At 44.8% G+C, this 18,424-nt stretch carries 18 protein-coding genes and 4 pseudogenes; 12 read left to right on the top strand and 10 right to left on the bottom strand.

Going from position 1 to position 18,424, the window contains the following annotated elements; all coding sequences use genetic code 11:
- Positions 1 to 16 precede the first annotated feature (16 nt).
- From WKT17_RS00160 to pflA, 5 genes are all read left to right on the top strand, one after another.
- Complete coding sequence (locus WKT17_RS00160; protein ID WP_173748767.1) at positions 17 to 1,315, top strand: HlyC/CorC family transporter; 1,299 nt, start codon at positions 17 to 19, stop codon at positions 1,313 to 1,315.
- Between the two features lie 4 nt (positions 1,316 to 1,319).
- Entirely contained in the window at positions 1,320 to 2,015 is a 696-nt protein-coding gene (locus WKT17_RS00165; protein WP_173748768.1) for a YesL family protein, read from the top strand.
- Positions 2,016 to 2,244: 229 nt separating this feature from the next.
- Complete coding sequence (gene pflB / locus WKT17_RS00170) at positions 2,245 to 4,320, top strand: formate C-acetyltransferase (protein WP_173748769.1); 2,076 nt, start codon at positions 2,245 to 2,247, stop codon at positions 4,318 to 4,320.
- 49 nt (positions 4,321 to 4,369) lie between these two features.
- Positions 4,370 to 4,612: an autonomous glycyl radical cofactor GrcA3 gene (gene grcA3, locus WKT17_RS00175; RefSeq protein WP_173748770.1), complete on the top strand. Its 243-nt coding sequence runs from the start codon at positions 4,370 to 4,372 to the stop codon at positions 4,610 to 4,612.
- Complete coding sequence (gene pflA / locus WKT17_RS00180) at positions 4,599 to 5,363, top strand: pyruvate formate-lyase-activating protein (protein ID WP_291681190.1); 765 nt, start codon at positions 4,599 to 4,601, stop codon at positions 5,361 to 5,363. The genes grcA3 and pflA overlap by 14 nt, the downstream gene beginning before the upstream one ends.
- A gap of 45 nt (positions 5,364 to 5,408) precedes the next feature.
- Here pflA and WKT17_RS00185 read toward each other — a convergent pair whose 3' ends face one another.
- The 5 genes from WKT17_RS00185 to WKT17_RS00205 all read right to left on the bottom strand — a co-directional run bounded on the left by WKT17_RS00185 (position 5,409) and on the right by WKT17_RS00205 (position 8,405).
- Complete coding sequence (locus WKT17_RS00185) at positions 5,409 to 6,029, bottom strand: YdcF family protein (protein ID WP_291681191.1); 621 nt, start codon at positions 6,027 to 6,029, stop codon at positions 5,409 to 5,411.
- A gap of 31 nt (positions 6,030 to 6,060) precedes the next feature.
- Positions 6,061 to 6,336 carry a GNAT family N-acetyltransferase gene (locus WKT17_RS00190; protein ID WP_291681192.1) on the bottom strand — a complete coding sequence of 92 codons (276 nt, stop codon included), beginning with the start codon at positions 6,334 to 6,336 and terminating at the stop codon, positions 6,061 to 6,063.
- 29 nt (positions 6,337 to 6,365) lie between these two features.
- The gene (locus WKT17_RS00195) at positions 6,366 to 7,412 is read right to left on the bottom strand and encodes a PD-(D/E)XK nuclease family transposase (protein ID WP_291681193.1); all 1,047 of its coding nucleotides are present in this window, start codon (positions 7,410 to 7,412) and stop codon (positions 6,366 to 6,368) included.
- Between the two features lie 334 nt (positions 7,413 to 7,746).
- Positions 7,747 to 8,049, bottom strand: coding sequence for an ATP-binding cassette domain-containing protein (locus WKT17_RS00200; RefSeq protein ID WP_291681194.1), 303 nt, complete (start codon positions 8,047 to 8,049; stop codon positions 7,747 to 7,749).
- A 17-nt stretch (positions 8,050 to 8,066) separates the two neighbouring features.
- A complete protein-coding gene (locus WKT17_RS00205; RefSeq protein ID WP_291681195.1) occupies positions 8,067 to 8,405 on the bottom strand; it encodes a hypothetical protein in 339 nt (112 codons plus the stop codon).
- A 464-nt stretch (positions 8,406 to 8,869) separates the two neighbouring features.
- Between WKT17_RS00205 and WKT17_RS00210 the strand changes: the two are divergent.
- From WKT17_RS00210 to WKT17_RS00240, 7 genes and pseudogenes are all read left to right on the top strand, one after another.
- Positions 8,870 to 9,649: pseudogene (locus tag WKT17_RS00210) on the top strand (DUF6017 domain-containing protein); the annotation flags it as partial.
- Positions 9,650 to 9,752: 103 nt separating this feature from the next.
- The gene (locus WKT17_RS00215; protein WP_291681196.1) at positions 9,753 to 10,073 is read left to right on the top strand and encodes a DeoR family transcriptional regulator; all 321 of its coding nucleotides are present in this window, start codon (positions 9,753 to 9,755) and stop codon (positions 10,071 to 10,073) included.
- Positions 10,074 to 10,086: 13 nt separating this feature from the next.
- Positions 10,087 to 10,380, top strand: a pseudogene (locus WKT17_RS00220) (DUF3847 domain-containing protein); the annotation flags it as partial.
- 318 nt (positions 10,381 to 10,698) lie between these two features.
- Entirely contained in the window at positions 10,699 to 11,112 is a 414-nt protein-coding gene (locus tag WKT17_RS00225; protein WP_291681197.1) for a hypothetical protein, read from the top strand.
- 193 nt (positions 11,113 to 11,305) lie between these two features.
- Positions 11,306 to 11,473, top strand: a pseudogene (locus WKT17_RS00230) (MobA/MobL family protein); the annotation flags it as partial.
- Positions 11,469 to 11,756: pseudogene (locus WKT17_RS00235) on the top strand (DUF4368 domain-containing protein); the annotation flags it as partial. The pseudogenes WKT17_RS00230 and WKT17_RS00235, both read left to right, overlap by 5 nt.
- A 356-nt stretch (positions 11,757 to 12,112) precedes the next feature.
- On the top strand, positions 12,113 to 12,391 hold the full coding sequence (locus WKT17_RS00240; protein ID WP_244092031.1) for a GHKL domain-containing protein: 279 nt from the start codon (positions 12,113 to 12,115) through the stop codon (positions 12,389 to 12,391).
- Positions 12,392 to 12,430: 39 nt separating this feature from the next.
- On the opposite strand, the gene asnB is transcribed toward WKT17_RS00240, so the two are convergent.
- The 5 genes from asnB to WKT17_RS00265 all read right to left on the bottom strand — a co-directional run bounded on the left by asnB (position 12,431) and on the right by WKT17_RS00265 (position 18,420).
- Positions 12,431 to 14,287, bottom strand: coding sequence for an asparagine synthase (glutamine-hydrolyzing) (gene asnB / locus WKT17_RS00245; RefSeq protein ID WP_291681198.1), 1,857 nt, complete (start codon positions 14,285 to 14,287; stop codon positions 12,431 to 12,433).
- An 11-nt stretch (positions 14,288 to 14,298) separates the two neighbouring features.
- A complete protein-coding gene (locus WKT17_RS00250; protein ID WP_173748777.1) occupies positions 14,299 to 14,877 on the bottom strand; it encodes a dipicolinate synthase subunit B in 579 nt (192 codons plus the stop codon).
- A gap of 27 nt (positions 14,878 to 14,904) precedes the next feature.
- Positions 14,905 to 15,774, bottom strand: coding sequence for a dipicolinate synthase subunit DpsA (locus tag WKT17_RS00255; RefSeq protein ID WP_291681199.1), 870 nt, complete (start codon positions 15,772 to 15,774; stop codon positions 14,905 to 14,907).
- A 127-nt stretch (positions 15,775 to 15,901) separates the two neighbouring features.
- A complete protein-coding gene (locus WKT17_RS00260) occupies positions 15,902 to 16,912 on the bottom strand; it encodes an ABC transporter permease (protein WP_291681200.1) in 1,011 nt (336 codons plus the stop codon).
- The gene (locus WKT17_RS00265; protein ID WP_226853639.1) at positions 16,909 to 18,420 is read right to left on the bottom strand and encodes a hypothetical protein; all 1,512 of its coding nucleotides are present in this window, start codon (positions 18,418 to 18,420) and stop codon (positions 16,909 to 16,911) included. Before WKT17_RS00265 ends, WKT17_RS00260 begins: the two co-directional genes overlap by 4 nt.
- Positions 18,421 to 18,424: the final 4 nt, after the last annotated feature.

The following is an 18,424-nucleotide window of genomic DNA, read 5'->3' on the forward strand; positions in this document are numbered from 1 at the left end:
AAAGGAGTTGAAACTATTGGATTCCAGTGACGCCATACAGTTTCTGATTCTGATTCTTTTGATTTGCCTTTCGGCATTCTTTTCATCAGCAGAAACTTCTATGACAACCGTAAACAAAATTCGTATTCAGTCTCTTGCTGAGCAGGGTGACAAAAAAGCCCAAACACTTCTCAAGGTGATAGAAGATTCCGGCAAGCTCCTGAGTTCAATCTTAATCGGAAACAATATCGTAAACATCACAGCCTCCTCTCTGGCCACGACCATTACCATGCGTCTGTTCGGCAATGCGGCAGTGAGTATCAGTACCGGTATTATTACTCTTCTGGTTTTGATTTTCGGAGAGATTACGCCCAAAACTCTCGCCACCCTTCATGCAGAAAAAATGGCTCTTGCCTATGCCAGAATCATTCGTCTGCTTATGATTATTCTCACACCCGTGATTTTTATTATAAACGGCCTGGCCCACGGTGTATTGACGCTGATGCGGGTAGATGACAGTGTAAAAGGAAACACCATTACGGAACACGAACTTCGTACGCTGGTAAATGTAGGCCATGAAGAAGGTGTCATTGAAAGCGAAGAACGACGCATGATTTACAATGTATTCGACTTTGGTGACTCTCAGGCCCAGGACGTTATGATTCCCCGTATTGATGTAACTTTTGCGGATGTTAACAGCAGCTATGAAGATTTAATTCAGCTGTTCCGTGAAGAAAAACATACCCGTTTTCCTGTTTTTGAGGACACCACGGACAATATTATCGGTATCATTAATATGAAAGACCTTCTGCTTACAGAAAAAAAGGGATTTTCTGTCCGAAAACTTTTAAGAGAAGCTTATTTCACCTATGAATATAAGAAGACATCCGAACTTCTGATGGATATGAAGGCCAATTCCGTATCCTTTGCCGTAGTTCTGGACGAATATGGTGCAACCTCCGGTATTGTTACGCTGGAGGACCTCATTGAAGAAATCGTAGGAGATATTCACGATGAATACGATACAGAAGAGGAAGAGGATTTAACAGAAATTATTCCTCATCAGGAATATGTGGCTCTTGGCTCTGCAAGGCTGGATGATTTAAATGAAACTCTGCACCTGGACATCGAATCCGAAGATTACGATTCCATAGGCGGCTACATAATTGAACAACTGGACCGTTTCCCCGAACAGGGAGAATCTCTTACTACAGAATCCGGCATACGACTGGTAGTGGACAAAGCGGAACGAAACAGAATTGAATCCGTTCATATTTATCTTCCGCCCAAAAAAGAACAGGTTTCTGAATCTGACAACAATTTAAGAAAGGATTGACATTATGAGCAGTTTTTTTAACATGGACAGCCCGATTATGCGGTTTTTGTCCCGTATATGTGACTTGATGATTTTAAATATTTTATGCATTATCTGCTGCCTTCCTGTGGTGACAGCAGGCGCTTCTATCACCGCCCTTTACACCATTACACTGAAAATGGTACGCGGAGAAGAATCCTATATTTTCAAAGGATTTCTCAAAGCTTTTAAGGAAAACTTTAAACAGTCTACCATTCTGTGGCTAATTATGGCTGTTTTGGGACTGTTTATTTTTGTAGATTACCGTGCAGCTTCTTTTTTGCCTGAAAACATGAGTACTATTTTCCGTATTCTCATTGGGGCCCTTCTGGTTTTATATCTGATGGTGCTGACTTATGTTTTCCCCTACACGGCAAGATTTGAAAATAATATCAAAAACACTTTCAAAAATGCTCTGCTGATTTCTATTTTGAATCTGCCCTGGACACTGGTTCTGGTTGTCTGTCCGGCAGCCCTTGTATTTGTAACCTTCCTTACACCTTCCACTCTGGTGTACGGCAGTATGCTGTGGATGCTTCTGGGATTTGCTGCAGTTGCGTATGTTTCTTCCATTATTTTCCGCAAAATATTTGCAAAATATGAGCCGCAGGAAGAAGAGAACACATCCAATCCAGATGCTTTCAGTCTGCCTGAAGAACCTGCAGATTCTGAAGAAAATTAAATTATCTTGATACTGGAAAAACAATGAAAATGCCGCATGAAAAGCAATCCGGAATATGCAGATATTCCCGGTGTGCACGAAATGCGGCATTCTTTTTTTGCTCATATTTTTCCGATTGTATGGAATAATAAACATGGTATTACCTTGACTTTTTAAGTCCAATATTATAGAATCCACATATAACAGAAAAGTTATTTACAACTAACTACAAGATATAGGAGGTTATACTATGCTCAAAGAATGGGAGTCTTTCCAGGGAGGCATCTGGGAAAAGGAAATCAATGTTCGGGATTTTATCCAGAAGAACTATGTGCCTTATGACGGAGATGATACTTTCCTGCAGGGACCTACACAGGCAACACAGGATTTATGGCAGCAGGTTATGGACTTAACAAAGCAGGAGCGGGAAAAAGGCGGTGTCCTGGATATGGATACCAAAGTAATCTCCACCATTACTTCTCATGGTCCCGGTTATCTTGACAAAGCAAAAGAAACCATTGTGGGATTCCAGACCGACAAACCTTTTAAACGTTCTCTGCAGCCATACGGCGGTATCCGCATGGCTATGAAAGCCTGCGAGGACAATGGATATAAAGTAGACCCGGAAGTGGTAGAATTTTTCACCAAACACCGCAAAACACACAACGACGGTGTTTTCGATGCCTACACACCGGAAATGCGCGCCTGCCGTTCCAGCCACATCATCACAGGTCTTCCCGATGCATACGGAAGAGGCCGCATTATTGGTGATTACAGACGTGTGGCCCTTTACGGCGTAGACCGTCTGATTGAAGACAAACAGAATCAGAAGGACAGCACCAGAACCATTATGTACTCTGATGTAACCAGAGAAAGAGAAGAACTTTCCGAACAGATTAAGGCTTTAAAGGAATTAAAAGAGCTTGGCCATATTTACGGCTACGATATTTCCCGTCCGGCACAGAATGTCCAGGAAGCAATCCAGTGGCTGTATTTCGGCTATCTGGCTGCCATCAAAGAGCAGAACGGCGCTGCCATGTCCCTTGGACGTACTTCTACTTTCCTGGATATTTATGCAGAAAGAGACTTGAAAAACGGCACTTTCACAGAAGAACAGATTCAGGAGTTTATTGATCACTTTATCATGAAGCTGCGCCTTGTAAAATTTGCCAGAACACCGGAATACAATGCCCTTTTCTCAGGTGACCCCACCTGGGTTACCGAGTCCATTGCCGGTATGGGAATTGACGGACGCCACATGGTAACCAAAATGTCCTACCGTTATCTCCATACACTGGAAAATCTGGGCACAGCGCCGGAACCAAACCTGACTGTACTCTGGTCCACCAGACTGCCGCAGAACTTCAAACGTTTCTGTGCAAAAACTTCCATTGCATCTTCTTCCATCCAGTACGAAAATGATGACTTGATGCGTGTTACACACGGAGATGACTATGCAATTGCCTGCTGCGTGTCTTCCATGAAAGTGGGAAAAGAAATGCAGTTCTTCGGTGCAAGAGCAAACCTGGCCAAGTGCCTGCTCTACGCCATCAACGGCGGTGTAGACGAAATTTCCAAAAAACAGGTAGGACCGAAATACCGCCCCATCACTTCCGAATATTTGGACTACGAGGAAGTCATGGAACGTTTCCAGGATATGATGAAATGGCTGGCCTGCGTATATGTGAACACTTTAAATATCATCCACTATATGCATGATAAATACAGCTATGAAAGACTGCAGATGGCTCTCCACGACAAAAAAGTAACCCGTTGGTTTGCCACAGGAATTGCCGGACTTTCCGTTGTTGCCGATTCTCTTTCCGCAATCAAGTATGCCAAGGTAAAACCAATTCGTGACGAAAACGGTATTGCCATTGATTACGAAATTGAAGGAGATTTCCCAAAATACGGAAACGACGATGACCGTGTAGACGATATTGCATACGATATCGTGCACCAGTTTATGCAGTATATCAAAGGAAATCACACTTACCGAAACGGAATTCCAACAACTTCTATCCTGACCATTACCTCCAATGTGGTATATGGAAAGGCAACCGGTTCTACTCCGGATGGAAGAAAAGCGGGACAGGCCTTTGCTCCGGGTGCAAACCCGATGCACCACAGAGACCGTCACGGCGCTGTGGCCTCTTTAAATTCTGTTTCCAAGCTTCCTTTTAAGGACGCACAGGACGGTATTTCCAATACCTTCTCCATTATCCCCGGTGCGCTGGGAAAAGATGATGCTATCCTGTTTGATGACATTACTTTCGAGCTGGAACCGGATTGCGCCTGCTGTGAACCTAATGCACAGCTTGATTAATCTCTGAAGACAAAAACTTTTCATAAAAAATTTAACGGAGGTAAAAATTATGAATATCAGTGACGCTCAGATTGACAACCTTGTAGGTTTATTAGACGGTTATGCCGAAAAAGGCGGCCACCACTTAAATGTAAATGTATTTACAAAAGAAACTCTTTTAGATGCACAGGAACACCCGGAAAAATATCCTCAGCTGACTGTTCGTGTATCCGGATATGCAGTAAACTTCAATAAGCTGACAAAAGAACAGCAGGACGAGGTTATTTCCAGAACTTTCCATGATGGAATGTAAAGAAACCGGTTATATCCATTCTCTGGAAACCTTTGGCACGGTAGACGGTCCCGGAATACGCCTTGTGGTGTTTTTCCAGGGCTGCCCTATGCGGTGCCTGTACTGCCACAATCCGGATACCTGGGCACCGAAAAAGGGCCAGACAATGACCGTAGATGAGATTCTGGATATCTATGAAAAAAATAAAGGCTTCTATTCCAAGGGTGGTATCACAGCTACAGGGGGGGAACCTCTTATGCAGCTGGATTTTCTCATTGCCCTCTTTGAAGGTGCAAAAAAACGGAAGATTCATACCTGTCTGGATACATCGGGAATTCTCTATCGGAAAGAAAAAGACGAAGCGTACAGACGGCTTTTTGCCTCTACAGACCTTCTTCTCCTGGATTTAAAACACAGTCAGGCAGATACCCATAAAACCCTTACCGGGCAAGCCCTGCAGTCTGTTCTGGAGTTTCTCGACGCTGCTGACAGGTCTGGGGTTTCTGCAATTATCCGTCATGTAGTGGTCAAAGGCTACACCGATACCCCAAAAGAATGGGACGGCATCGGAAAAATCATTGCAGAGCATAAAAATGTCAAAGGTCTGGAAGTGCTCCCTTATCACAATATGGGAGAAATCAAGTATAAAGAACTGGGACTTTCCTATCCTCTTCAGGGAATGGAAAATCTTTCAAAAGAACTGGCACAGAAAGCCCGGCAGACCATTTTACAAAGTATCCGAAAATACCGCAGCCAGAATCATCTCTCCTAAAGCCTTTTCAACCGGAAAACAGAGGATTCGTCTCTGTCTTCCGGTTCATTTATCTATTGGCTCTTCTTTTCGTATTTCCCCTATGATTTCATGAAACTGTATGCCAATGCGTTCCATTTCTCCCAAAACCACCTTTGTCCCCTGCTCGGTCTGATACCAGTTGTCCTTTCGGATACTGCTTTCTTTTACCGGACAAACCAGAAAACGGGTATCCGGGTACAAAAGCTGATAATACAAAAGACTTCTTCTGGCATGATAAGGCTTGCAGCAAAGAATGGCCTGCCGAATATCCAGACGAGCCTTGTCTGTTACTTTTCTGGAATAAGTCGCATTTTCATAGGTATACGTGGCTTTTTCTTCCTTTAAAACAGCTTCTTTGGGAACCCCGTTTTCTACCAAAACACGGCTGAGAAATTCCCATTCCGTATGGTACTTTCCCGGATAAAGCGCTTCCTTTTCCTGTACACCACCAAAGTGTCCCTGTGTAATACTATAACGCCCGGACGGAAGAATATAGGGCGCAAAACCTTTCTTATAAAGCTGTGCCGCCTCTTCTGCAAGCTGCGGAAAGCCGCTGCCGGGGATGAAAATAATATCCGCTTTTTCCGGTTCATTCTCCACAAAAACAAAATCTGTAATCTGCTTCAAAAATGCTGCATGTTTCATAAGTTTCTGTCTTCCTTTTCCAAACGTTCTTTTATTCCTGTATGATGTGCTGAAATTCCTTATGACGCGCAAACCAGCCTTTTGCATACGAGCAGGTAAGCACTGCCTTCTTCCCCTGTCTGGAAATTTCTTCTGCCGCAGCCTGCATCAGTTTCCCTGCCATACCGGTTCCCCGGAGAGAGGGAGAAACAAAGGTATGATTAATCTCCACGGTATGCTCATCCAGTTTCGGAAATGTTACCTCTGCGTTTTTTTCCCGGTTTTCATCCATATAATAAATGGCATTTTCTTCCACGATAAAATTCATATTTCCATTCTCCTTTTTGCAAGTTTTTTTCATGCCTGTTGTTCATCCTTCATGGATTCTAAACGTTTGATTTTTTCCTGAAGCTCTGCAATTTGCCTTTCCCGTTCTTCCATTTCCTTCTTTACTCTTTCCTCCGCTGCTTTTCTCTCCTGTTTCTCCTGTTCTGCCCTTTCCTCCGCTGCCTTTACTTCTGCCTCCAACTCTTCAATCATATAACTCACTGTGTTCCGGTCCATTTCCTCCAGTTCTTTTGAAAATAAACTCATAATACCCTCCACATTTCTGCACATCTGGTACACTTCTTCATATATTTCACGAAACTCAGGATACTTTTCCAAAAGTTCCATGATTCTTTCCGGCTCATCGCTGCTGAGTAAAAACAGCCAAGCCTCCAGTTTGTTTTCTATAGACCTATTTTCTATATTTTTCCGAAAAATGTCAAGAGCTACCAATACACTTTTCTGAAGTGTTTCCAGCTTTAGTCCCGTATCATAGATGTGCTCCCCATAATGGAGATACTTATCTGGAATCTCATGAAATTCTCTTGTACTTTTCTCAAATAAAACAATTGTATATACTTTCTTTAAATCCCTGTAATTAAACTTTTTATTTTCGCTCCTCTTCCTGTCCTTCACTCTCTTGTATTGTCTGAGCAACAAATCTGCGGAGTAGCACGCTGTCCTCTGGCCAGGAAAAGCATAACCTATCTTCTGTATTTCCAAATTTGCAATTCTTCCATCCTCGGTCTCTATTACAATATCTGTAATGAGCAGGGTATATTCATCTGCCAGACGAACGGAATCATTGGGCAAAATTTGTTTAATACGGATTTTTGTCTCCAGCAAAAGACTTAACAGCTCTTCCAGTCTTTCTGCATGATATTCCGGATTGAAAATTTCTTTAAAAAAAGAATCATACAGAATCTTTACTCCTGTACAAAAATCCAGAAACTCCTCCTGCTGTTCTTCGCTCCAGCTCTCAAACAAATTTGTCAGTTTCTCTTTCTCCCCAATCAGGTTCAGCACTTCTTCTCTTGTGCGGATGATTGGAAAATACGTTTTCAGTAAAGTGTCCATAAACATCTACCTCCCTGTTTGCTTTATTTTACATTTTTGAAATACCGCTTCAGAAAAGAAGCTATAGAAAAAAGACGTTTAGACATAAGATGATATAAGTTTTCTTAGTCTGAATGAATGATGTATAAAGATATGTTATCATCTTTGTTTTACAGATACAAGCACTATTTTCCGCATAAAGGAAATCCGTTTATCTGATTCGCATGATATCTTCTTTGTTATGACTCGCCATCAAAATAGTTTTTCCATAATCGCCTGGGCAATTGCAAGTCTTTTCCGCATACCCAAAGAATAATTACAAACCCGCTTTCCAGACTTAGGAGGATGCCTCAATCTATAGAGAAAGTCCAGGTTTTGGTATCCCGTATAACTCCACAGAAATGCCGGTTCCTCTATAATGATTCCTGCTTCTGTCAGCATATCTATATCTTTTTTTCATCTGCTTGCCCTGTATCCATATTTGTCCCTCGTCAAGATAATATAATCCACAGATACACTTGAAAAGCACAGTTTTTCCGGAACCATTATATCCTACAATTCCATATATTTTGCCTTTTTGACAGCTTAATGAAACATCATTTAATACCTTGTGCTCATGAAAACTCTTTGACGCATTTCTTACTCTGATAACTTCCATACCATCCTCCAATTTTACTAATTTTCCTTCGTCAATTCAAAATCCACTCTTGTTATTTTCCATATAATAGCTATCGACAATATTACACAGGCCAAAAGCAGTACCACTATTTTTCTAGAGTGAACATAAATTGTTCCTGCTGCACTAAAGCTTGTAGCCTTTGCATAATATCTCTGTTCATTATCCGCTTTCATCGTCCTTTTAGACATTGTGTCAGTGTTTAATGATGGTTTAGAACTAACTGTAAATGTAAAATCGGTTGTTGTTGCATGAACCATTGGTGCTGTAGTTCCCGTTACACAAGCTGCCACTGCTAAAGCACAACCTAATTTTTTTAATGTATTTTTTGCCTTCATAATAATCCTCCCAATCTTTAAAATATTGAAAATCAATGACAATTTTTATTATCTTTATTTTTCTTATGATTTCAATCCCTTTTGCACTAAACGACATTTACCCGTCTTTTCTGGTCATTCTCCATATCCTTTTTGCAATGCAGGGAATCTGTAGTCCTGCTGCCAGCAATATTCCTATAAAAAAACTGACAGCAGCTTTTCTGTTTATAATAACAACTCTGATTATCTCAAAAAATCCCGGAAATACGGGCATTTCACGGGATATAAGAACTGAATTTACTACTGATTTACTACTTTCGGGTTGAGCTTTGACACGCTTCTACTTTCCCGTGAAGCCCACCGCCCAAATAGCGACACATCGAAAATTGAATACGACACCGCAAACGGCGGCGTTCTCTTTTCCCCTTTGGGGAGATCAGGACGCCGCTTTTTTGCGCCCAAAAACAGAAAGGAGGCGACCGCCTATATACTTTACTTCCGGCAGCGACCGGGCCTTTGAACAGCTCATGCAGACAAGACCGGGCGCAGACCATTTTGACAGCGGCGAGGCCGGAGCGCCGGAGGACTGCGGCACTTGCCGTTTCTACCGCCCGCACTGGAAGTACCAGTTTTGTGTGTATGAGGAATGTCCCTACCAGCCGGGCAAGTGTACCGCCCTTGACGGCGCGGTGAAATTTCAAGTGAAAGGAGCGGAGAAAAACCGGGGCTACACGGTGATATCCAACCACCACCTGCGGAACAAGGACTTGTCCCTGAAAGCCAAGGGCCTGCTGTCGCAAATGCTGTCCTTGCCGGAGGATTGGGACTTTACGCTGAAAGGCTTGTCCCTTATCAACCGGGAGCAGATTGACGCGATCCGGGCGGCAGTTAAGGAGCTGGAACAGGCGGGCTATATCGTGCGTTCCCGTGAGCGTGACAGCCAAGGCCGCCTGTGTGGGGCGGATTACATCATTTACGAACAGCCCCAGCCTGTGCCGGATTCACCTACATTGGATAATCCAGCATTGGATAATCCAACGCAGGAAAAGCCTACGCAGGAAAAACCAACGCAATTAAATAAAGATATATCAAGTAAAGAGAAATCAATTATGGATGGATCAAATACCGATTCCATTCCTATCCTTTCCCCTCCCTCTCCTTTGGGGGAAGAAGCGGCTGCGCCGCCGGAACGGAAAGGAACAGGAGCGAAATCACAGAGCGCCGTAGAGATTTATCGGGAGATCATCAAGGACAATATCGAGTATGCCGGAAATGCCAGCATGGGTGCAGACAGAGCTTCCGGGCGGTTGTGGTTGACTGCCCCCATTATTTATCCAAACGAGCAAAGAAAAAGGAGGGACACACTCAATGAATTTTGAATTTATGACCATAGACACACCATTGCCGCCCTGTATGCCCTTTCCCAGAGCGTTGACAGGATTTCCAGTCAGCAGCACCGCAAAGGTCATGTACTGCCGGATGTTGGACGCTATGCTATCCAAAGGACAGGAGGACGAGAACGGAATCCTGTTTGTCTGCTTCCCTATCACAGCCATTGCCGCAGTCCTGTCCCGCAGCCCCATGACGGTCAAGCGTTCTCTGAATGAATTGGAAACTGCCGGACTTATCATGCGGGTGCGTCAGGGTGTAGGAGAACCGAACCGGATTTATGTGCTGATACCGGGATAGGAGGACGCCGCCCTTGCCTGATACCTCAAAGCTGGAAAAGCTCAACCGGGAGCTGGAGAAAAGCGAAAAGAAACTGCGGAAAGCCATCAATGATGAAAAGGCATTGCAGCACCAGTTGAAGCAGCTTACCCGAAAGGAACGGACGCACCGGCTCTGTACTCGTGGCGGTATGCTGGAAAGTTTTCTGCAAGAACCGGAACGCCTGACAGCTGATGATGTCATGCTGTTGTTGAAACTCATTTTTCACAGACAGGACACGCAGGAACTATTGAAAAAACTGCTGGAACGGGAGAAGCCGGAAACCCCTTGGTTTACTAAGGGCACAATTATACACCACCTAGAGGTTGGTGCATTGCGTTCTCCGAAGGCTCCTCGCCGGAGGGCTGTGATTTTCCGCAGTCATGGTCTGTTCCAAATCAAACAGGGGACGCTACACTTCCCCTGCGCTGGCTGCCGCCAGCTACCCTTTTGTAAACTTGTCGGCTGGGGACACCTTGCTTTGCAAGCTGTTCCCAGCCGACAAGTTTCATAAAATATGCTATCTTTTCGATAGGCGATGAAGTATAATGAAGATGACGACAAATAAGAAGTTGTCAAACTGAAATGTAAATGAAGGAGTATGTGAATGAAAAAAATTGGAATAGTTTTGCTCATACTTATTTTTCTAACAAGTACATTGTTAGCATGCGGAAAACGAGATGTGAATATCAATTTAGAAAATATTGCTGTGTCAGAAATTAAAAAAATTGAACATATAGGAACTACAGGTGGGATAGACGGTGATTATTCGTATTCTTTTTCAGATAATGAAGTTGTTGAGTTTATAGATTTATTAAATCAAGTGAAACTTGGTGACAAAGTAGATGAAAACAAAGCATTATCAAATGGAGCTGTTTCTTATTATACAATCTATTTTGCAACCGATGAAACACTGACAATTAGTCCGGGGAAATATTTTAAAATTGAGGACACATTTTATGAGTTTGATAATTATGATGAATTGTGGGATGAATTTATAGTATTTAACAGTATAAAGTAAGCTTCGAAAAATTCCAGTTTGCTATTCCACACACATCGGGTCAACTTGCCCCGAACTTACAACCAAATACCCGTCGCCCACACAGCGGCACACCAAGCAGGAAATCTGAAAAAGGTCTCCTGCTTTTTTTCTGCCCAAAATGAGGTGGTAAAACGCCACCCCATCTACTAATTACCGAAAGGAGAAACACGAAATGCCCTGTCCACACAACGAAATCTCTATTGTGCAGCGAAGCCAACAGCAGTCTGCGGTTGCCGCCGCTGCTTACCAGAGCGGCGAAAAACTGTTCTGTGAATATGACCAGCAAGTGAAGCACTACCCGGAAAAGCGTGGTATCGTCCACAATGAAATCCTGCTCCCTTACAAGGGACGAGGAACGGATTGAGGTTCTGGACAAAATGGTCATGCGGCTTTATGAGGATATGATTGCAGGGCGTATCAGTGAGCAGAATTTCAATACCATACTGGAAAAGACACAGACCGAGCAGACGGAGCTTAAAACAAGAATATCCGAGGGCAGAAAGCGGCTGTCCGATGAAGTCCAGCTTGCCAATGACGCAAAACAATGGGTGGAAGCCATTCAGGAATACGCCAACATCACAGAGCTGAACGCAGCCACCCTCAACCGCTTAATCAAAGAAATCAGTGCAGTTCTTCTTCTATTAATAAACCTACTGGTATTTGGAATTACACAATATAATCAGAAAAAAAGCCGTGAATTTACAGAAATGCAGTTGTTGCTTCAAAAAGAATCCGATTCTGCTGAATATTATAAAATGCTGCTGTCTCAAAATGAAAACCGGAGTATTTTAATTCATGATATCAAAAAGCACCTGCAGTCCATCAAACTACTAAATGAAAAGGGGGAAAGTGAGAAAATAGATGCTTATATCCTCCAGCTTATGGATGCTTCTGATTTAAAGGAAACAGCAAGAATCTGCTCCACCATCTGCACCAGAATGACCTGACCTCCCTGTTCTGCAACTTGCTGGACAATGCAATGGAAGCTGCGGAACACATCCCGGATTCTTTTATTGACCTTATGGTTCAAAAGAAAGAGAACACTCCTTTTGTTGTAATTGTCCTTGTAAATTCATGCAGAAGTATGCCGGATTTTGACCAAAACGGATTTCCCGTTTCGCATAAATCCGGCAAAGGAAGACATGGCTTTGGAATCAAAAGTATTCGAAAAGTAGTAGAGCAGTATCAGGGCAATCTACGGATGTATTATGATGACACCACTGCTACTTTCCATACGATTATAACCTTGAAGCAGTAAAGAGCATAAATACCAAAAGCAGCCCGCAGTCAGGTTTTATTACCGCAGTGAAATTCTTACCTTGTATTTTTCCAGCCAGTCATTCACCTGCAGCATATAAGCCAGCATCTGCGGTCCTGCCATAAGCTGTCCGTACCAGGGTTTCCCATAATCCGAAGGACTTGCAAGAAAGCGTTCCACTTTCCCCTTATCCAGAAACTGTCCCACAGGGGCATTGGAGTCTGCCAGCACCTCACGCAGCCTGTCGCCAAGCATTTTTTCGTATTCGGGATGGTAAGTTTTGGGGTACGGGCTTTTCTTTCTCCACAGTACTTCTTTCGGCAGCTTTCCTGCCCCTGCATGGCGCAGCAATCCTTTTACCACACCGTCCCGGCATTTCATTTCCCACGGCACATTCCACACATATTCTACAATCCGGTGGTCTGCAAAAGGAACTCTGGCCTCCAGACCACAGTACATTCCGGTTCGGTCCATTCTGTCCAGAAGCGTAGCCATAAACCATTTCAGGTTCAGATAGGCAATCTCTCTTCTTCTCTTTTCCGTACCTGTCTCCCCTTCCAAAAGCGGAGTCTCTTTTATGGTCTTCTCGTAGGCGCTGTGTGCATATTCTTCCATAGGCAGCATGTGTATCCACTCTTCTGATAAGAGTGTCTGCCGTACCTTCATATCCGAAGACCAGGGAAAGTCCTGGGTTTCAAACGCTTTTGGATTGTGAAACCAGGGATATCCTCCGAAAATTTCATCGGCACATTCTCCGGTAAGGGCTACTTTGTTTTTCTCTGCTACCTTGGAGCAAAAGTACAGCATGGAAGACTCCACATCTGCCATACAGGGCAAATCCCTGGCATCTACGGCCTTGTAGAGATAATCCAACAGCTGTATATTGTCACACTCCAGGAACGTATGCTCACTTTGACAGAACTTCACCATTTTCTCAACCCAGGGACGATCCTGGCTGGGCTGAAAACGATTGGCTTTAAAATATTTCCGGTTTCCCTCAAAATCAAAAGAAAAGGTGCGCAGAGTTTTTCCCTGTTTTTTCAGCTCTTTGGCACAGATTGCCGTCACAAGGCTGCTGTCTACCCCTCCGGACAAAAAGGTGCTGACAGGCACATCCGACAACATCTGCAGTTTTACCGCATCCTCTATAAGCCATGAGGTCTTTTCCACAGTTTCTTCAAAAGACGCTTCCTGTACATGGCTTTCCAGCTTCCAATAGCAGATATCCCTTATTTTCCCCTTATGAAAAACCAGATAATGGCCCGGCAGAACCTCATAAATGTCTTTCAAAACTCCTTTTCCGTATGTTTTTGCCGGCCCCAGGGCAAAAATTTCACACAGCGTATCCGCATCTGCCACGGCTTCCATGCCGGGATAGGCCAGAATTCCCTTTAATTCCGAGGCATAAACCAGGGTTTCTCTGTATTTTGTGTAGAAAAGCGGCTTTACCCCTGCTCTGTCCCGGAAAAGAAAAAGAGTTTCCTTATCCGAATCCCAAAGAGCCGCTCCAAAAACGCCGTTTATCCGCTTTACAAAGTTTTCCCCATGAAGCATATAGCCCACCAGAAACACCTCTGTATCACTGTCTGACTGAAAAATTGCTCCTTCTGCCTCCAATTCTTTTCGCAGTGCTTTCATATTGTAAATTTCTCCGTTGAAGCAAATGGTACAGGTTCGTCCCTGGCTGTGCCGGGACATGGGCTGCTGCCCTCTCTTTAAATCCAAGATACACAGACGCACATGAGCCATGCCACAGTGAGCATCCAGAAAAATTCCGTCTTCGTCAGGTCCTCTTCGTTTCTGCACCTGATTCATGGTTTCCAGGATTTCCTCCCATTTTCCCCGGCATATGCCATAGTCTTCTTCGTAACTGCTAAATCCTGCAATTCCACACATAGTTTTCCTCCCTACTGAATAATCGGCTGATATTGTTTTCCTTCCAGAGCAGCTTCTGCCGCCGGTACCAAAAGCCCTGTATGGGCTACCATGGAATTCGGCTTTTTCTGTGCATTGTCCTGTCCGAAAGGCACGAAAAAGACATGCTTGGCATTCAAAAGCAACCCGATATTTTTCATATTCATTCCCAGAGCATCGTTGGTGGAAATAGACAGCAGCAGCGGCTTTTCATTCCGCAGATGGGCTTTTGCCGCCATTAAAACCGGAGTATCGGTAATCCCGTTTGCCAGTTTTGCAATGGTATTTCCCGTGCAGGGGAGAATAATCAGCAAATCCAGAAGGCTTTGCGGGCCAATGGGCTCCGCCTGTGCAATGGTTCCCATAATCTTTTCTCCTGTAATCTGTTCTGCCCTTTTTACAAAATCCTCTGCATTTCCGAAACGGCTGTCAATGCTCTTTGCCGCCTCCGAAAAAATGGGCTGTACCTTTGCCCCTTCCCCCACCAGCTTTTCCAATGCCAAAAAGGCTTTTTCATAGGTACAGAACGAGCCTGTAAAAGCCACTCCGATTTTCTTTCCCTTTAAATTCATGATAAACTCCTTCCCAAATCTTTTCTTTTACTCCATATATCGAAAGATGAATTTTGCCAGAATTTCAGCCGAAGAATACGGCGCATACCGCCCCGGCAGCCCCGGCAGCAGCACAGCCTGCAGTTTCTTCTCTTCCGCGGCCTGATAATCCACCCCTCCCGGCGCAGACGCCATATCCAGAATCAGCGCATCTGCAGACACATATTCCAACAATGCTCTGGGCAGCACCATAGCAGGAGCCGTATTAAAAATATACTGCACAGACCCCAAATAAAGGGGCAGCTTAGAGGGCGCTATCACCCGGTCTGCCAAAAGCCCTGCCCTGGCTCTGACCTTTTCCTCCTTTTCTGCCACTGTCACATGGCAGGAAAATTTTTTCAGATAAGATACCAGTGTGCTTCCACATCTTCCATATCCCAGCACCAGACAGGAACTTCCAAAAAGATTCCTGGAACTGCGGCAAATGGCTTCCGCAAGAAGCCCTTCTGCAGCCGCAACCGTGTTCTCCATTGCCGTGTATTCATCTTTTAAATAATCCACACAGACAATGCCCTTCTTTGCCGCCTTTTTCTCATACTCTGCAGGGATTCCTCCGGCAAACAGCACACTGCCTGGCCGCACCAGCTTCAGGATATTTTCTCCCTGAAGCTCTGTCTGAAACTTTTCCTGGGGATTTTTGCAGAAAACCACATCCTTTTTCAAAAAAGGAACCGGCGCCGCAATGACATCCGCAGTTTCCAATACCTCTTTCAGACTGGCAGAGGACTCCGTTTCCGTCTCTAAGCCATAGCGTTTTACCTCCTGTCCCTTTTCCTCCAGAATATCTGCCAGATACACCTGACGCATATCTCCGCCCAGAACCGCAAATCTATAGAAACTTTTCTTCAATTTTTTCACTTAAACCTTTTTCTTATATGGTATGCAAAACAGAGCCAATGGAAACTGTCTTTCCAAAAAGAAAAACCTCTCCGCCTGCTGCCCGGAATATTTCTTTCCAAAACACAGACGAAAAGGTCTCTTTTCTCTATTTTTTCCTTTTTTCCGCCAGAAAAATACTTTCAGCCATGATACTGCCCACAGCCGCCATTGCAGTCCTTCTAAGGTTTTCCAGCATATTGGCATCCTTCGGACAGCGAACAAACTTCTGCACTTCGTCAAAAGCCTGCTGCTTTTCCTGCATCAGTCTTGGGAAGAAATCCATATCAGACCACATAGACGGCAGATAATCTCCGGAAAACCGAAGCGTCATCCACAGCCCTGCCGCAAACAGAAAACAAAATGCAGCGGCCGCCACAAGCTTGATAAAAAGGCGAAAGGCAAAAACTGCACATCTGTTTGTCTGCCGGTATCCTCTGCCAAAGCAGACCAGGACAAAGACCCACACCGGAAGCGCTGCCAAAACTCTGGCCAGACTACTGTAAAGATTTCCTTCCCAGAATCCATCCGGCGCACTGCCCGTTATCTGAGTCAAAAGACTCTCTGCCAAAGAGCCGGGCTGCCTGTGGTCTGTATACTGCAAAGAAATTCCCTCCAGCCCGTCTTCTGTTTCTGCAAAGACAGCAGCAAAAGAGTCTCTGCTTTTTATGCAGCCGCGGACAATGTAGGTTTTCCCAAAAATCTGCACTTGGTTGCCTTGTATACGCTCTGTTCCGAAAAGCTTTTCTGCCAGACCGCTGCTAATCAGACAGCCTTCCTCATCTTCTTCCCAGGGATAATTTCCCTCCTTCAGCTGTCCCGCAAAAAACATTTCCATACTTCCTGCGATTTTCCACAAAGTTCCCGAAACGGCCTCCCGCACCTCTCCCTTTATGGGAATCTTATCTTCCTTTGACCAGCCCGTTATCTGCGGCAGTTGATCCGGCTGTTCCGCCTGGGAGAGAAAGGCAGACAACTCTGCCTCTGTAAGAACCGGCATATCGTAATAACCGTTAAAGCTGCCCGCCTGTTCCTCCGTCTTTTTATAGAAAAAGAAAGAGAGGCACCAAAGCGCCAAGCTGAGAAAACCTACCCCTGCTCTTATCCATATTTTTTTCATTCTTCCAGCCTCACCTTATCTTCCGGAGCAATGTCCTTGCTGCTGCCTGTAATAATTTTATCCTCCTGCCCGAGAGAGGAGGTAATCGCTGCGCTGGTACTGTCTTTTTCCACCACAGTCACAGCTACCCGTTTTGCCCTGTATTCATTTCCCAGTACGGTTTTCTCCTCTTCTGCCACCAGACAGAACGTTCCGTCAGAATCCTTTCTTACGGCTGAAAGAGGAATCACCTGCTTATAGGAAGAATCTGTCTGTCTGCTGATTTCATAGGAAATTTCGCTTCCATACACAGCCTCCTTTTCCTCCATTTCCGCATAAAACACTCCTGCTGCAGTCTGACCCTCCCCCTGCTGATTGGTATTTCCGGAGATTTCTCCAATATTCTTTTTCAAAGTTTTCCCCTGCCCGGGAACCATAATTTTTACCTCATCTCCGGTCTCTGCCTTAGACAGGTCTTCTGCTGTCAGATTGCCTTTGACCCGGTATCCGCCCCAGCCAAACATCAGAGATGCCGTATCGTCTGTCACCCCACCGGCTGCTATGGTACTGCTTTTTAAGACCCCGTCCTCCGGGGCTTTCACCTCTCCGTTTTCTGACTGTACCTTCTGCAGCTTTTCCAGTTCCTTTTTTGCCAATTCTAAATCCACCTGGGCAGACTGTGTGGTGTAGCTGCCTGCCTCTGCTGTCTTCTTATCATTTTCTGCCGCAGCCGCATCCTGCTCTTTTGCACTTTCATAGGCATTATACGCCTGAGCTCTGGCCGAATCCTGAGCCTGCAGACTTTCCTCGGCCTGGCTCTTCTGAAGTTCCAGTTCCTGAATGGCACTGTCATAAGCAGACTGGGCCTGTGCCTTTCTCTGCTCTGCATTCTCCTCTGCCTGCTGACGCAGCTTTTCTGCTTCCTCTGCCTCTCCTGCAGCTTCCAGTTCCTGTGCCTGCTGCAGTACACGCTCTTTTTCTTCCTCTGCTGCCTGCAGCTCCTGGTCTAAATTCTGCTGCTGCCCGGCGGCGCCTGTCTCATAAGCTTCCGCTGCTGCATTGTAATCCTCCCACGCTTTTGCATAATTATCCTCTGAAAGCTGTACATCCCGCTGTGCGCTCTCGGCGGCCTCCACTCTGGCTTGAGGCTGTCCCGTAAGTTTTGCCTGTTCTACCGCCAGTTCCAGCTTTTTGATTTCTGCCTGTTTCTCTTCTATCCTTTCCTGCAGATAGTTCTGATCATACTGCAGCAAAACATCTCCCTTTTTCACCACCGTGCCTGTCTGAAGAATTTTTTCTACACGCAGTCCTGTCTGAAGGGAAAGCAGGCTTTCTTCTCTGGTCTCCACCGTTCCTTTTCCCTGTATGAGAATGCTCAGCTTTCCTTCCTGTACTTTTCCGGTAGTGACTTTCGGCACTACCATAGAGGCTGCGGCTCTGGAAACCGCCGTACAGACCGCCATAATCAGGAAAAATACAGCAAACGCTGCTGCTGCCAGTTGTTTTTTATTGACTTTCTCTCTCTTCATGCTC

The sequence above is a fragment of the Blautia sp. HCN-20427 genome (genome assembly GCF_037890365.1).
In the GTDB taxonomy this organism is placed as follows: domain Bacteria; phylum Bacillota; class Clostridia; order Lachnospirales; family Lachnospiraceae; genus Blautia.

Coding starts and splice junctions, on each gene's coding strand:
- WKT17_RS00215 (WP_291681196.1), top strand. CDS start 9,753: ATGAATTTTGAATTTATGACCATAGACACACCATTGCCGCCCTGTATG.
- WKT17_RS00260 (WP_291681200.1), bottom strand. CDS start 16,912: ATGAAAAAAATATGGATAAGAGCAGGGGTAGGTTTTCTCAGCTTGGCG.
- pflA (WP_291681190.1), top strand. CDS start 4,599: ATGATGGAATGTAAAGAAACCGGTTATATCCATTCTCTGGAAACCTTT.
- WKT17_RS00190 (WP_291681192.1), bottom strand. CDS start 6,336: ATGAATTTTATCGTGGAAGAAAATGCCATTTATTATATGGATGAAAAC.
- WKT17_RS00240 (WP_244092031.1), top strand. CDS start 12,113: ATGGAAGCTGCGGAACACATCCCGGATTCTTTTATTGACCTTATGGTT.
- asnB (WP_291681198.1), bottom strand. CDS start 14,287: ATGTGTGGAATTGCAGGATTTAGCAGTTACGAAGAAGACTATGGCATA.
- WKT17_RS00195 (WP_291681193.1), bottom strand. CDS start 7,412: ATGGACACTTTACTGAAAACGTATTTTCCAATCATCCGCACAAGAGAA.
- pflB (WP_173748769.1), top strand. CDS start 2,245: ATGCTCAAAGAATGGGAGTCTTTCCAGGGAGGCATCTGGGAAAAGGAA.
- WKT17_RS00200 (WP_291681194.1), bottom strand. CDS start 8,049: ATGGAAGTTATCAGAGTAAGAAATGCGTCAAAGAGTTTTCATGAGCAC.
- WKT17_RS00165 (WP_173748768.1), top strand. CDS start 1,320: ATGAGCAGTTTTTTTAACATGGACAGCCCGATTATGCGGTTTTTGTCC.
- WKT17_RS00250 (WP_173748777.1), bottom strand. CDS start 14,877: ATGAATTTAAAGGGAAAGAAAATCGGAGTGGCTTTTACAGGCTCGTTC.
- WKT17_RS00225 (WP_291681197.1), top strand. CDS start 10,699: ATGAAAAAAATTGGAATAGTTTTGCTCATACTTATTTTTCTAACAAGT.
- WKT17_RS00185 (WP_291681191.1), bottom strand. CDS start 6,029: ATGAAACATGCAGCATTTTTGAAGCAGATTACAGATTTTGTTTTTGTG.
- WKT17_RS00265 (WP_226853639.1), bottom strand. CDS start 18,420: ATGAAGAGAGAGAAAGTCAATAAAAAACAACTGGCAGCAGCAGCGTTT.
- WKT17_RS00205 (WP_291681195.1), bottom strand. CDS start 8,405: ATGAAGGCAAAAAATACATTAAAAAAATTAGGTTGTGCTTTAGCAGTG.
- grcA3 (WP_173748770.1), top strand. CDS start 4,370: ATGAATATCAGTGACGCTCAGATTGACAACCTTGTAGGTTTATTAGAC.